The organism is Ruegeria profundi (assembly GCF_020171505.1).
In the GTDB taxonomy this organism is placed as follows: Bacteria; Pseudomonadota; Alphaproteobacteria; order Rhodobacterales; family Rhodobacteraceae; genus Ruegeria; species Ruegeria profundi.
The window spans coordinates 234,669-249,527 of the sequence record NZ_JAIUZS010000003.1 but is presented as its reverse complement, the minus strand read 5'-3'; the positions used below and the strand labels follow the sequence as shown (position 1 = coordinate 249,527).

11 protein-coding genes are annotated in these 14,859 nt (G+C 54.8%); 9 read left to right on the top strand and 2 right to left on the bottom strand.

All coding sequences use genetic code 11. The annotated features are described in order from the left end of the window. Positions 1-9 precede the first annotated feature (9 nt). The 8 genes from LCM21_RS07315 to LCM21_RS07280 all read left to right on the top strand — a co-directional run bounded on the left by LCM21_RS07315 (position 10) and on the right by LCM21_RS07280 (position 9,663). Positions 10-1,383, top strand: a complete 1,374-nt coding sequence (locus tag LCM21_RS07315) for an amino acid permease (protein ID WP_224890011.1) — start codon at positions 10-12, stop codon at positions 1,381-1,383. Between the two features lie 2 nt (positions 1,384-1,385). Continuing rightward, the gene (locus LCM21_RS07310) at positions 1,386-2,612 is read left to right on the top strand and encodes an arginine deiminase (RefSeq protein ID WP_224890010.1); all 1,227 of its coding nucleotides are present in this window, start codon (positions 1,386-1,388) and stop codon (positions 2,610-2,612) included. Between the two features lie 53 nt (positions 2,613-2,665). After that, positions 2,666-3,664 carry an ornithine carbamoyltransferase gene (gene argF, locus LCM21_RS07305; protein ID WP_068333151.1) on the top strand — a complete coding sequence of 333 codons (999 nt, stop codon included), beginning with the start codon at positions 2,666-2,668 and terminating at the stop codon, positions 3,662-3,664. A 3-nt stretch (positions 3,665-3,667) separates the two neighbouring features. Beyond that, entirely contained in the window at positions 3,668-4,606 is a 939-nt protein-coding gene (gene arcC / locus LCM21_RS07300) for a carbamate kinase (RefSeq protein ID WP_224890009.1), read from the top strand. Positions 4,607-5,094: 488 nt separating this feature from the next. Beyond that, entirely contained in the window at positions 5,095-6,300 is a 1,206-nt protein-coding gene (locus LCM21_RS07295; RefSeq protein WP_224890008.1) for a YcaO-like family protein, read from the top strand. Further along, entirely contained in the window at positions 6,297-7,607 is a 1,311-nt protein-coding gene (locus LCM21_RS07290) for a TfuA-like protein (RefSeq protein WP_224890007.1), read from the top strand. Before LCM21_RS07295 ends, LCM21_RS07290 begins: the two co-directional genes overlap by 4 nt. Before the next feature lie 41 nt (positions 7,608-7,648). Next, positions 7,649-8,944, top strand: a complete 1,296-nt coding sequence (locus LCM21_RS07285) for a gluzincin family metallopeptidase (RefSeq protein ID WP_224890006.1) — start codon at positions 7,649-7,651, stop codon at positions 8,942-8,944. A gap of 107 nt (positions 8,945-9,051) precedes the next feature. Continuing rightward, positions 9,052-9,663, top strand: coding sequence for a hypothetical protein (locus LCM21_RS07280; protein WP_224890005.1), 612 nt, complete (start codon positions 9,052-9,054; stop codon positions 9,661-9,663). Positions 9,664-9,723: 60 nt separating this feature from the next. Here the strand turns inward: LCM21_RS07280 and LCM21_RS07275 are convergent, their stop codons facing one another. Together LCM21_RS07275 and LCM21_RS07270 are read right to left on the bottom strand one after the other, a co-directional pair. Beyond that, positions 9,724-11,466: an adenylate/guanylate cyclase domain-containing protein gene (locus LCM21_RS07275; protein WP_224890004.1), complete on the bottom strand. Its 1,743-nt coding sequence runs from the start codon at positions 11,464-11,466 to the stop codon at positions 9,724-9,726. Between the two features lie 147 nt (positions 11,467-11,613). Next, the gene (locus LCM21_RS07270; protein WP_224890003.1) at positions 11,614-12,258 is read right to left on the bottom strand and encodes a GNAT family N-acetyltransferase; all 645 of its coding nucleotides are present in this window, start codon (positions 12,256-12,258) and stop codon (positions 11,614-11,616) included. A 1,236-nt stretch (positions 12,259-13,494) separates the two neighbouring features. Here LCM21_RS07270 and LCM21_RS07265 point away from each other — a divergent pair. Further along, positions 13,495-14,808 (top strand): hypothetical protein, encoded by a 1,314-nt coding sequence (locus LCM21_RS07265; protein ID WP_224890002.1) that lies wholly within the window; start codon positions 13,495-13,497, stop codon positions 14,806-14,808. The last annotated feature ends 51 nt before the right edge of the window (positions 14,809-14,859 follow it).

The window sequence follows — 14,859 nt, the reverse complement described above, 5'->3', positions numbered from 1 at the left end:
GCTGGCGTCATGAACGATCGCCCCATACCAGAAGCAACTTCAACCTCCGGAGCACTCGGGCTGACGGCTTGCATCGCTCTGGTGGTGGGAAACATGATCGGGTCCGGAGTTTTCCTGCTTCCGGCATCTCTCGCGCCATTTGGTCCAATTGCGATAGGCGGATGGATTCTGACCTCGGCAGGGGCACTGGTTCTGGCAATCATCTTTGGTCGATTGTCGCGTGTCGTCTCCAAGCCGGGCGGTCCCTACGCATACTCGCAGGAAGCCTTTGGCGACTTTGCGGGCTTCATCATCGCGTGGGGATATTGGATCGCGCTATGGACCGGAAATGCCGCTGTCGCAGTGGCTTTGGTGGGATACCTTGGGTTCTTGTTTCCGATCATCGCCGAAGTTCCGATGTACGGGCTTGCAACGGCATTGGTCGCTATCTGGTCACTGACTTTGATCAACATTCGTGGGGTCGAGGAGGCCGGGCTGGTTCAGATTGTAACCACCGTGCTCAAGCTCGTACCGCTTATCCTGATTGGTACGCTGGGCATCTTTTGGATCAATCCCGAAAACTACGTGCCGGTCAATCAGAGCGGGACAACTGCAGTCTCCGCGATATCGGCGGCTGCGGCTTTGACTCTTTGGGCTTATCTGGGGCTCGAGTCCGCCACCGTTCCGTCCGGCGATGTAATTGAGCCCGAAAAAACCATTCCACGCGCCACCGTCATAGGCGTCATCATTGCCGCATGTGTGTATATATCCGTTACGGCCGTTTCGATGGGGGTCCTCCCAGCGGAAACCCTGGGCGTTTCGGCAGCCCCGCTAGCCGCAGTCGGCGAGGTGATGTTTGGAACGCTCGGCGGCATCCTCGTGGCCTGTGGCGCAGTGATTTCGACATTTGGCACCCTTAACGGCTTTACGCTTCTCAGCGGGCAGGTCCCATATGGCGCGGCATTGGATCGTGTTTTTCCTGCTGCCTTGGGTCAAAAATCCAAATTCGGCACCCCGGCCAATGCATTGATCCTGTCGAATGTGCTGGCATCCATACTGATTATCCTGAACTTTGCGCAAGGTCTGGTCGCGGCTTTCAACTTTGTCATCTTGCTTGCCGTTGTTGCCAGCCTTCTTCCCTATGCCATTTGCGCGGTTGCCGAAATCATGATCCGTCTCAATGGTGGGGAACTTCTGCGTGGCCCAGAGTTGGCAAAAGTTGTCGTACTGGGCGGGCTTGGATTCATCTACTCGGTTTGGGCGTTCATCGGGTCCGGTGCTGAAACTGTTTTACTGGGCTCGGTCCTTCTTCTTGCGGGCGTCCCTATCCACGTCTGGGTCCGCTGGACTCAGGCCAAAGGTTTTGAAGACATTCAGAAAAATTCAGTTTCAAAAGGAGAGTAGCCATGAAGCTTGGCGTTCATTCCGAGATCGGAAAGCTCAACAAGGTGATCGTTTCGCGCCCATCCCTTGCGCATGACCGCCTGACACCACGCAACTGCGAAGAGCTGTTGTTCGATGACGTCATCTGGGTCGAACAGGCCCGGAAGGACCATGCCGAGTTCTGCTCGTTGATGCGCGAACGCGGGGTCGAAGTTTACGACATTCAGGATCTGTTGGCTCAGGCAATTGCGAAAGATCCAGGCGCACGCGCTTTTCTTTTGGATCGTTTGGTTACCCCCAACATGGTAGGATTGGGCTTTTCTACCGAGATGCGTGCCTGGCTAAACGAGATGGATGCCAAGCTGCTGGCCCGGCACATGCTGGGCGGCATCATCTTCGCGGACCTGCCGCAGGGCATGATTGACGAGCAATTCAAAGACCTGATTTCGCTGGGCGATTTTATACTGCCTGCAATCCCGAATGCGCAGTTCCAGCGTGACCCGTCCTGCTGGATATTTAACGGCGTGACCACGAACCCGATGTTCTGGCCAGCCCGCAAGCCGGAAACGCTGATCATGCGAACGGTTTACAAGTTCCACCCGATGTTCAAGGAAGCCGACTTTGAAATCTGGTGGGGCGACAGCGACGAAGATTTTGCCCATGCCTCGGTCGAAGGCGGCGATGTTCAGCCCGTTGGAAATGGCACCGTGTTCATCGGCATGGGGGAACGCACGACCCGGCAGGCGGTTGCTCAGGTTTCCAAATCTCTGTTCGAAAAAGGCGGGGCACAGCGTGTGGTTGCATGTGCCATGCCAAAAAGCCGGGCCGCCATGCATCTGGACACGGTATTTACCTGCTTGGACCACGACAAGGTAACTGCATTTTCGGAAGTTGCGGATCAGATCACCTGCATCTCGATCCGGCCCGGAGAGCGTGGAGACTTGGATATCCGTGTCGAAAAGGGTCATTTGTTCGACGTCTACAAAGAGGCTCTGGGCCTGAATTCGCTCGAAGTGATTTCAACCGGCGGCAACGAGTTTCAGGCCGAACGCGAACAGTGGGACGATGGCAATAATGTCGTTGCTTTGTCACCCGGCGTTGTCGTGGGCTATGCGCGCAACACGTTTACCAACGGCAAGATGCGGGATGCGGGTATCGAGGTGATCGAGATCTCGGGTCAAGAATTGGGCCGTGGCCGGGGTGGGGGGCATTGCATGACCTGCCCGATCGACCGCGACCCGGCGTACTGAGTTTCAATTCGGCGCCAGTTTGTGCGTCACCTTTTTCGATAGGGAGAAATAAAATGGCATTCAATCTAAAGGGCCGCAGCTATTTGAAAATCGCGGACTTCAGCCAACGTGAAATGTTGTACCTTCTGGATTTGGCCCGCGACCTGAAACGCGCGAAATACGCCCGTGCCGAACAGCCGTCGTTGAACGGTAAGAACATCTGCCTGATATTCGAGAAAACCTCGACCCGTACCCGCTGTGCTTTCGAGGTAGCTGCCTATGACCAAGGCGCGAACATTACATATCTTGATCCGTCGGGGTCGCAGATCGGCCACAAGGAATCCATGAAGGATACAGCCCGTGTGCTTGGACGCATGTTCGACGGAATCGAGTTCCGCGGTGCTGGACAGAAAATGGTCGAGGAGCTTTCTGAATACTCTGGCGTGCCCGTGTATAATGGTCTGACCGATGATTGGCATCCGACGCAGATGCTGGCCGACATGCTGACCATGATCGAGCACGCTGATAAACCACGTAAGGATATCGTCTACGCTTATTCCGGTGATTGCCGCTCTAACATGGGCAACTCGTTGCTGATGCTGGGCGCGTTGATGGGGTGTGATGTTCGCATGATTTCGCCGAAGGAAACACAGCCCCATGATGATGTGCGCGAACTGGCGATGAAAAGAGCCGAAAAATCCGGAGCACGCGTAACTATTACTGACGATACCTCAGCGGTTGAGGGCGCGGATTTCATTCACACTGATGTTTGGGTGTCGATGGGTGAAGCAAAAGAGGTCTGGGCCGAACGCATCAAATTGCTGAGCCCGTATCAGGTCAACATGGATCTGATGAAAAAGTCCGGCAACCCCAACGTCAAGTTCATGCATTGCCTGCCCGCTTTCCATAACCTTGAAACAAAAGTGGGCCAGGATATCCATGAGCAATTCGGCATTTCGGAAATGGAAGTGACCGAGGAGGTTTTTGAAAGCGATATGAACATAGCTTTTGAGCAAGCTGAAAATCGGATGCATACAATCAAGGCGATCCTTGTCGCCACACTTGGAGCCTGATCCATGGGACGCGTTGTTGTAGCACTGGGCGGCAACGCGCTTCTCAAGCGGGGTGAGGAAATGACGGCGGACAATCAGCGCAAGAACGCTAGGATTGCCGCCAAAGCCCTTGCCCCCCTGTGCGAAGCGCACGAGACCGTTATCACTCATGGGAACGGGCCGCAGGTCGGCATGCTGGCCCTTCAGGAAATCATGTATACTGATGTCAAGGAATACCCGCTTGACGTGCTTGTCGGCGAAACGATGGGCATGATCGGTTACATGGTCGAACAGGAACTGGGCAACATCCTGCCATTCGAGCATCATATTGCCACTTTACTGACAATGATCGAGGTCGACCCGGATGATCCGGCCTTTGACAACCCGACCAAGTTTATTGGCCAGGTTTATTCCGAAGCCGAAGCCAAGAAAGAAGCAGCCGAAAAAGGTTGGACCGTAAAGCCGGACGGAGACTACTGGCGCCGTGTGGTGCCTTCACCAAAACCGAAACGCATCTTTCAAATCGAACCGATCCGCTGGATCCTGGAAAAAGGTGCGACGGTGATTGCCGCCGGTGGTGGGGGGATTCCTACGATGTACGAACAACGTGGTGAACGAAAACTGGTGGGTGTCGAAGCCGTTATAGACAAGGATTTTGCATCTTGCCTGCTTGCCCAAAACCTCAAAGCCGACTTTTTTGTCATCGCCACAGATACTGACGCGGTTTATCTGGATTGGGGGACACCTGATCAAAAAGGCATCAAGTCCATCACGCCTGATGCACTTGACGCATTTGATTTCCCGGCAGGTTCCATGGGTCCAAAGGTTCAAGCGGCCCAAGATTTTGCAAGGTCTACCGGAGGCCGCGCCATCATCTGTTCGTTGGCCGATGTGCCCGCGGCGGTGAATGGAGAAAAAGGGACGACTGTGTCCAACAATGCGGGAGATACTCATTTTCATTAGATGTGACTGACGTCTGACTGGCTGATCCAACCAAACCGGAGCAATCAACAAGGGTATTTCGCCGGCTCTGGAATGTATTTCGACGTTTACCTTTAGGCGATCGCCCATCCCACGCTCGATTTCTCTGCATGTTACAATTACAGACCAGAGTGACACTGCTGTATTGCTCATGGCTAAGATTTAGGAATTGCTACTTCAAATTTTTGCTCATAAGGAAGATTATGTTAATTTTTTGAAGGCGTATCTCTTTAATATGTGTGGAACATGCTAATCAGCAGCACGCAGAAGTCGAAATCGGACAGTAGACCTTCGCCCAATCTGAAAAAGAAACGGTCTCGTTACGACGCGCAGAACGTCCAGCGGTCGCCAAGCTGAATACCGCAACAGTTGACCAAACGGGTATGTTCCATCATCTTGAACGCTAACAGACTGAATCGTCGATAGTATTTTCAATTTGGGTTCAAATATTCACAAACAAGGCCCGTAGCATGCCCGATGGATCGCAAAAGCAATACGTGCTGGACACGCATCGGTTGCGCGATCCCGAGCAGACATTGGAAATCGTAAAACCGTTTCTGAAGGAAATGGGCATCACACGTATTGCCAATCTGACCGGTCTGGATCGGATCGGATTACCGACGGTGATGGTCGCCCGACCCAATTCCCGGTCGGTTGCGGTTTCTTTGGGTAAGGGCCTGTCCCTGCGCGCGGCTGAAGCCTCGGGCGTGATGGAGGCAATCGAGTCGTGGCATGCAGAACGCGTACGGCTACCGCAGCGCCTCGCCAGATATGCCGAGCTTTCCGAGGACACGACCGTGGTTGACGTGGCAGGGCTGCCGCGTGTGACAGGTCGGCAGTTTGATCCGCATGCCAATATGTTGTGGGTACAGGGGCATGATCTTTGTGCAGGGTCGGCGTGCTGGGTTCCGCTTGAAATGGTCGATACCGACTATACCAGCGCTCCGGTTGGCGGTCAGGCGACCTTCCCCCGCACAACCAACGGATTGGCCTCGGGGAACAACCTGACTGAGGCAAGCTGCCATGCCATCTGTGAACTGATCGAACGGGATGCGACAACGCTCTGGCATCATCGCGCGGGACAATCGCGTCTTGATCCGGCGAGCGTTGATGATCCGCGTTGCCAAAAGGCCATGGAAATGATGGCCGCAGCCGGGTTGGAGATTGGGCTTTGGAACACGACATCGGATATCGGCATCGCCAGCTTTCGCTGCGTGATTTGCGAAGGCGGTGGACAAGTCGGCCATATTGGCATCGGGGATGGTTGCCACCCGGATCGGGCCATCGCCTTGCTACGGGCCTTGACGGAGGCAGCACAGACGCGGCTGACCTATATCTCGGGTGCGCGGGACGATCTGGACCCCGAAGAATTCACCAATCAGGCCAAAATGGAACGGGGCCGGTATGTCCGAGATCTGATTGAAAGCACCCAAGCTGATCAAAACTTTCGCGATTGCCCATCGCACGTGACCGAGACCTTTGAAAATGACCTGGGTCTGATACTGGAGCGCCTTTCCTCGGCGAATCTTTCGCAAGTTGTGACAGTTGATCTATCGCGCCCGGAATACGACGTCGCCGTGGTCCGGGCCGTTATTCCCGGGCTTGAGGCACCGCATGATGATACGGACTATGTCCCCGGCCCGCGGGCGCAGCGTATTCGGGAAGGTCTGGCATGACTGCGGTGGTTTTCGTGGGCCCAACACTTTCGCCCGAAACTGTAGCAGGCCATCTGGACGCCACTATTCTGCCGCCCGTCCGGCAGGGTGATGTGTACCGTGTAGCTCAACAAAACCCGTCTGCCATTGGGATCATAGACGGGTATTTCGAAGGCGTCCCATCGGTTTGGCACAAGGAAATTCTATGGGCCATAGAGCAAGAAATACCTGTTTTTGGCAGTGCCAGCATGGGTGCTCTGCGCGCCGCTGAACTGGCCGATTTCGGGATGATCGGAGTTGGGCGCATCTTCGAAGATTTCTACAACGGTGTTCTACATGATGATGACGAGGTTGCGGTATTGCACAGCCCCGCCGAACTGGGATTTCAGCCGCTTAGCGAACCGATGGTATCGATCCGAGCGACGGTGGCACAGGCGCAGGCTTCAGGCTTGTTGCCCTCGGAAACGGCGGCAGAAATTGTACGCACTGCCAAAACGATGCAGTACCGCCAGCGTATCTGGGCCGAGATTATCGCAATGGCAAAGGACTTGCCGGGTGTGGCGGAATTCAACGATTGGTTGCCGACTGGTCGTATCGACGCCAAGGCCGAGGATGCCCGTGCAATGTTGACGCGAATGGCCGACCATCTGAGTACCTCCCCCCTGCCCCTTCCAAAACCAACGCGCACCGAACCAACACTGATGTGGAAAGCGTTGCGTGCACGGGTGGATGCCGGTAAGCCGGACTCTGACCAATCGGTAATTGACGAGTTGCGACTAAACCCCGAGCTGTACGCCCGATACCGGGATCGCGCGGCCCTAGCTTTGCTTGCGCGCGAGGATGCGGCTAGGTGCCAATATACTCCGACGCGCGACGATTTGGTCCGGTTGATGACCGATCACAGAGCGGATACAGGTCTGTCGCGGCGATCAGATCTGATGGGCTGGATCAAGGCAAACGACCTAAACCCCGAAAGCTATGAGGAGATGCTTGCCGACACCGCGCGGGTCGAGGCCGCTATCGCGTCGCGGGCGGATCAACTCCAGACGCAACTCTTGTCAGAGTTACGCCGGACAGACCAATACTCAAACCTGCGGGATCGTGCCGCCAACAAGCATGGCTCAGTACGTCCGATTGGGTCGCCGGGGGTGGATCGTCTTCGTGCGCTGATGTGGTACTTTGAATACCGTCTTGACCAAGAAGTGCCCGATGATTTGGACGCATACGCGCAAGCGCTCGGTCTGGCTGGGCGCGACGCCTTGTTTGAACTGATAAAAGCAGAGTTTTTGTATTGTAATAAAGGTGCCGATGCCGGAGCCGCAGAATAACGGTAAGGGATTTTAACGGGCACGCAACGGGAGGGTGTTCAGTGACTAACCCCGAACAAATCGAACAGGAAGAACCCGGAACTCGGTTCTTGCTTTACCCGCAATCGCCCTTTTTGGAACCGGATGCACCCTTGGAATTGGTCGAAATCTCGGCGCCACAGGGCAGTATCGGGCCTGGGCCATCGGGGCCGCGAATGTACACGGTCAACCCCGTTGGCAAATCCACACCCTATGGCGCGATCGTGCCGGGACCGGGTGGCCCGGGAATGTATCTGCCGCCTTGGGATGGCTATATCCAGCCTCCCGCCATGCCGGATGAGTTCGGTAATTTTATCCATATCGACCCGACAGACCCCGCCTTTGAGGCCGCGCATCTGTTTGGCTCTGCGCATTTCACGATGGATGTCTGGCAGGGATATTTTGACCGCCCGATCCCATGGCATTTTGCCCGTGACTTCGACCGTCTTGAACTGTCGCTTCTGCCCAGCCTCGACAACGCTCATATCGGTTGGGGGTTTTTGGAAACCGGGGGGACGCATGAGCACGGCAACGAATACCGCCCCTATAGCCTGAACTTCGATGTCGTCGCACATGAGATTGGCCACGCCATAATCTACAGCGTGATCGGGATGCCGACAGACGGAGATGCCGGGGGCGAGTATTATGGGTTTCATGAATCCGCAGCTGATCTGGTGGCGCTGCTTGCGTCTTTGCATTTCGGATCGGTGATTGACGCGCTGCTGGAAAACACGCGAGGGAACCTTTACACGTTCAACCGCCTAAGCCGATTTGCCGAGCTTTCAGACAATGCCCAAATACGCATTGCGGCCAATGATCGCCCACTTTCGGATTTTGCCGCCGGATGGTCAAGCGAGCATGACCTCTCTGAGCCCTTGACCGGCGCGATGTTCGATGTTTTTGTCGACATTTACCACGAACGGCTGCTGGTGCACGGTCTGATCACCGCCGAGGAAGAAGACCTGTCGGATCAGCTTGAAGGCTCGCCTGATTACAGCCGCGTCATGCAGGGCATTTTTGATAAGCGTTATGCCGAAAATCCCGAAGGATTCCGCATTGCACTGCTTGAAGCGCGCGATTTCCTTGGGTCGTATCTGGCAGATGCGTGGGAAATGCTTGACGCGGACATGCTCAGCTATTTCGGGGTTGAAAAGGCTTTGCTTGCCGTGGATCAGGAGGTCACAGGAGGCGCTTTTCGCCGCATCATCGAAGGCAACTTCCGTATGCGCGATATCGGCCTGACAACGGCAGGTCCGCGCCTGCCCGACCCCAATGAGGACAGCCATTCAAATTCGGTCCGAACGCAAGTGCCCGACTGAAACGGAAAAATCTTTATTTTTAAGCGGTTTCATGGCATCTAGTAACGGGATGATTTTTTGGATTTTCTGATCCGGTTTACAGCTGGGTCTTATTGAGGGGGGGTTCAGTGACCAAACTTCTGAACCCGCAGATGGGAGATGAGTTTATGGCAGAGACATTACTCAGTTTTTCTGAAGTGCTGATTTACGGACGTGAGCTATCAGACTTGATTTACAACCGCGTTCCAAAAGGCGGTAAGGGCGATAACAAACATTTGGATAAGCAGTTTGCGGTTCAGGGTAATGATAAGCCTCGATTTGCAAAGATTTACGGATTCGCGTTTGAGGGCACTTACTACGATTTGCCTGAGCCCGTGATTTTTATGGTGCATGGCGACGGAGAAGAAGTCGCCAAAACGAATGAACCGCCCAATCACGCCTCCCGAGCGCCGCAAGAGCCCGGCTTGGGCGGCGTGGCAGCAGCGGATTATCAAATGGCCGACGACATCAGGGTCTGGCGGTATGACAAAGCCGACCAGACAATGCGTATGGACGTTATGACCGGTCAGTTCGAGCAAGTCTTGCTGGATATCTATTTCGGTTTTGATAGCCCGGCGATCAGCGGAGCCAAGGTTTCGGGTGCAAAGGTGAGCGGGGCGAAAGTTTCCGGTGCAAAAGTCAGTGGCGCCAAGGTAAGCGGGGCGAAAGTCAGCGGTGCCAAGGCGCGCGGTGGCGATTGAATCTTGCCTTCGCAGCAAAAGAAACGGGCGCGCGATTGACGCGCCCTTTTTTGTGGGTCGTTAGAATCCGGCCTTTTTCAAACCTTCGACAAAGTGCTGGGTGTCTTCCTCCAGCCGGTCGGGCAGAACCGAACCCCACCGTTTGAGCGAGAAATTGGGGTGCACGGCCCGGTGTTTCTCGGCGATCTGACGGGCCAGCTCTGTTTGACCAAGCTGCGCGTAACTGGCAGCCAACATCCGCTGACCTTCGGTCGGGTTGTTCATTTTGTTGACGGTTTCGATCACGTCTTCGTACCGGCGCAAATTGTAATACGCACCGCCCAGATGCCACAGGTACTGGTCAGGGAAATACGGGTTCAGGCGCATCGCCTGCTGGATATGCGTGATCGCCGTTTCGTTGTCTCCGGAATGCGCCAAAGCATCAGCAAAGTCCGAGTGCATGTCCGCGTCATTCGGGTTCAACGCCAAAGCCCGCTGGTACGATTGAATCGCGGCGTCATGTTCCTTGCGGTAAAGGTGCACATAGCCCAACTCTCCAAAACCACGTGCATCGGTCGGATCGAGTTCGATCGCGCGTTGTGCAAAGGTCAAGGCTTGGTTGAGGGCTTCCGAGGGGTCCTCGGTCCAGGAATAGCGCCAATCGATGTTCAGCGTGCGTGACAGAGCGGCAGCAGCGCGCGCATAACCTTCATCTCGTTCAAGCGCGTTTTTGTAGAAATCCTGCGCCTTTCGGTTGTCGTTTCTTGTGTACTTGAAAATGTGGTGTTGACCCTGAAGGACAGAGCCATACGCCTCAAGGTCGGATGGAGCCGACTGGATCATCCGTTGCTTTTCATGTGACTCGATCATCACTGCAGTTGCGGCAACTATGCATTCCGTCACCTCGTCCAAAATATCAAAGATATCGTCAATTTTGCGGTCAAACCGTTCGCCCCAGATCGTCCGCTCAGTGCTGGCATCGACCAGTTCTGCGGTGATTCGGATGCGACTGGCCGAACGGCGCACGCTGCCGCGCGCGACGTAGCGCACATTCAGCTTTTGCGCGGCCTCCTTCGGCGGCATAGCCTGTGTTTTAAAGAAAAAAGATGAGTTCCGAGCAATCACGAACAGATTGCGGAATTTGGACAGGTTCATGATGATGTCATCAGTCAGACCTTCGGCGATCCAGCTATCTGTTTCGTCCCCGCCGTGGCTGGCAAATGGCAATACAGCGACCGAAGGTGTATCCGGGCGTTCAAGAATATCGCCGGGCATGCCGGGCCGCATGGTTCCCGCCATGGTGGCCCCGGCGACTTCGCTGCGGACACAATAGGTCGATACAGGCGCAAGAATGTTCTTGAGCTGTTTTGGTCCCAGGAACTCATAGCCATAGCGCAACCTGTTGCAGACCTGGTCGTAGACGGCAGAACTGACATATACCCGTTCAGGTTCGGCAATTTCCTGTAGGCGGGCGGCGATATTTACATTGTCGCCATGAATGCCGCGATCGTCGATCAGAATTTCGCCCAGATGGACGCCTGCACGAAACTTGATTCGCTGGGTTTCGGGGCGCGTCTGGTTGTGCTGGCTGGCGATGCGGTGCAGCTCAACCCCGAATTCAACGGCGCTGGTGGCGGTTTCGAACAGGGCCAGGATGCCATCGCCGCGCACCTCAACCACCCGGCCCTGGAAACGAGCACAGCTTTGTTCGAGTTGTGAAATCAATGATTTCAGCGCGTTATATGTATCCAACTCATTTTCGCTCATCAGGCGCGAATATCCTACGACGTCGGCAAACAAGACTGCGCCCAGTTTCTGCGTCATGGAAGAGTTCGGACTCGTGGTGTTCACATTCATAACTCGCCTCAGGGGGTGCAATTGAACCCTACGATAATTTGTATCAAAAAGTGCTTTTGCATTCTGAGAGCAAAATCACACCCCAATATCCGCATTTGATAATGTCAAACTTGTTTAGTCAAACTTATCAACCTGTGGTGGCCAAGACCAGAGCGGGCACCCGTATGACCCGAATGTTACTACTGTGTCCGATTTAAGCTCTTTCGCCAGGGTCAAGCGCCGGTCCATCCAGTCTTGCCTTAGAAGACCAACCACAACCATATCGTGAAATGTTCCGTCTGAATACCACGCCTGACGCAAGACCCCTTCAACCTGGCATCCCATGCGCTCTACGAGGTCGCGACTGATCGTGTTGTCCTGCCTGTAATAAGAGGTCAATCGGTTCAGACCAAGCTGGCGAAACGCAAAGTCCCCAAGCAGTGCCGTGGCCCTGATCCCAAGACCAAGCCGTCGCGCTGATTTTGCGACAAACATCGCAATTACAGCGTCACGGTTGATCGGAGAAATGGCCTCAAGCCCGCTCATTCCCAGAATTTCACCGCTTTCGGACTGAACGACGAACCAACATTTGCCACTGTTGCCAGAGGGATTGAAAGCATCACGCCAAGCGTCCTCGGTCTGCGCCAGGTTGAGCGGAACCCTTGATGTTCTGTCAAATCGGCCAAGATCCTCAATTTCTTGAAACCAAGGAGAGATAACCTCTAAATCGGCCTTTTCTAGCGGGCGCATCCTGAATACGCGATCAGACTGGTCTTCCACCGGGTCAACTACCTTAAATGAATATCTGAAAATTTACACTATCTTAGACATTAGCACAGATAGGAATAAAACACGAAATGAGAAAACCAAAATGCTTAAGGCAGAGACTCCAATAAGTGGAAGGTGGATGACCTGGCTTTGCAAACAATCCTATCAACCACGAATAGAATAATATTCAGCCGTGTAAGGTTCAGGACTCATAGTCAATCGATGACGGTTGCCGGGACTCAGACCCGGTATGGCCAAGGAATCAGTTTTTCCGCTGGTTAAGAGTTTCATCGCCTCAAGGACGCCCTCTTTGGGATTACCACCACTGTTTTTATGTAGCCGGGTGGAGACATTTCGACGCGATGGCCGGATTGAACCGAGATATTCCGGGATCAGACGCGCAGGTTGTTGTTTCAGGCAAGCCCGCGGTTCAAATCGTTGGTGCAAACACCCGAGGACCGGCGGAACTCAGTGCCGTTCGATAATTTCATACCCCTGGCGTCGTCACACGGCCAACGAAGGATGGCTCCAACTCTGATCCATCACCAGCACGCTGTTATGCCGCACCTTGTCGACGAAGATGGATGCACGAGGCGCAGGATACCGGCCCTGAAGACACGTTTTCCGCACAGCTCGGCAGCATCGCCATGATTCATGCAATCCAACTGGGCCTCGGCGTCCTTCGGATCACCGAACCTAACGGCCACAGTCTTTTCCAAAACCACCGGAAACAATTCATCCATAATCCTGTTTTGCACGAGACTGCGTTTGATGAACGGTCATATCTTGGTCAATTGGCAAGATAATGCAGGAAAAAAAGCCTACGCTTGATTAGGGCAACTGGGCTGGCGTAATTTTGTGCTGGACTCAGTCAAAATAGGAACAAAATACTACAGTTGCTGCGTCTTATCTGTTTTGGGGATGTGTGCGTTTGTTTATCCTGCTCAGCCCGAGTGCTATTTTCGCATCCGGCGGGGAATTCGTGTCGATGCTTTCATAAGGACCTCGGTATCTGGGGTCAGATTGGCGGAGGGTCTCTGTCTGTAATGCAAAAAACAAGATGCTCAGCCCGCCGGGTTCGGTCCCAAACATCCTTGTCCAGAATGCCAAATATTGCTTCGGTTTTACCAAAACGCGCTTGTCCGGTGCTGATTTCAATTAGATATGCCCCGTTGCACCCCGGTAATGAACGAACCGCAATCACAACTGTGACCAGGCGACTCAGTTGTAGGGGCAATAGGTTAAGCGATGCGCGTTTTTGATGTTGCATTGATAGGCGCAGGGCCGGCGGGGTACGCCGCGCTGACCGCGTTACGGAGCTTCTCTGGGTCGGTGGCTGTCATAACCGGCGCGACGCCGGACCCGCTAAAGGGCGGCCCTGCAAAAGTAGTTTCAGTGGCTTTTGAGCGGCAAAAACCGGCCTGTTTGGCGGATCGCTTGCCGGTATCAGGTGATGCACCCCCCATGTATGCCGCCGCCGAGGTGGGTGGTCTGGCTAACTACTGGGGCAAGCAGTTGCAAGTTTACGGCAGCGACGACCCATGGGGCCAGAGCCTGTTCCTGAAAACCTGGAAAGCTTACAAAGCTGCGTGCGATGCAGTTCAGGCGGATCTCGAGGTTATAGGTGGTACGCAACAAAAAAGCCTGGATAGCGATTTTGAAGCCAGCGCCCCTCGCCTGCTGGTTGGAACCAAGGATGCCCCGGACAGTCAGCTAAACGCCATGGCGCTGGCCATCGAAAAGCGCCTGCAAGAGATCACGAGTGTCGAAGTTCTGTCCGGCCGCGTGCAGCAGATCGAAGCTGAACAAGATTACCTGCGCCTCGACCTTGGCGGAGGCACCCAGGTGCGTGCACGACGCGTGTTTCTGGCAGCGGGTGTCCTGGGAACAGCCGCCGCCTTGGCCCGCAGCATCCCAGAGGTGTCAGAGATCGGATTTCGCGATCACGCTCCGTACACCATAAACTGCTTCCGGCTCGACCGTATTCTTGGGCCGACGTACAGCTATGCAAACAACGGGAACTTCAATGCTCTGACCGTCACGATGAAGAACGGCGGGCGCTGCGATCTGTTCGCCTCGGTCTATGCGGTTTCGCAGGCCCCGATCAGTTTGCTAACGACAAATTTCGGGCTGGGTCCGCACTTCCGCGGGCGGCGGATTGGCCGGATATTCGACTTTGTGCAACCGATCCGTCTGTGGACTCCGAAGACCCAGGTACAGTTCCGACACTGCCCCAAGGCCAGCCAGACCGAGGCAACACCAACGCTGGACAAAGAACCAGACCCAACCCTTCGGCAGTTCCAGGATTGGCTTACTGCTCATGGAGTTCGCACTAAACTGGGTCAAACGGCACCGGGTCAGGGCTTTCATTACCACAGGCTGACGTTGGGTGCCGATCACAGCGGCGTTGACGATGTTGTCGAGTCCGCCTTTAGCGGACGGCTGCGCGTTATCGACGCCTCGTGCCTGCAGACGATTGGCTGCCCGCCCCATACGCTGACCGCCATGGCCCAGGCCTATGCCCGCGTTCGGCACGATCTGGATCGTCCGAACCATCATTAAAGATGTCCAGCGTTGCAGCTGGATTGGCCAAACCTTGATCCCACTCCCATT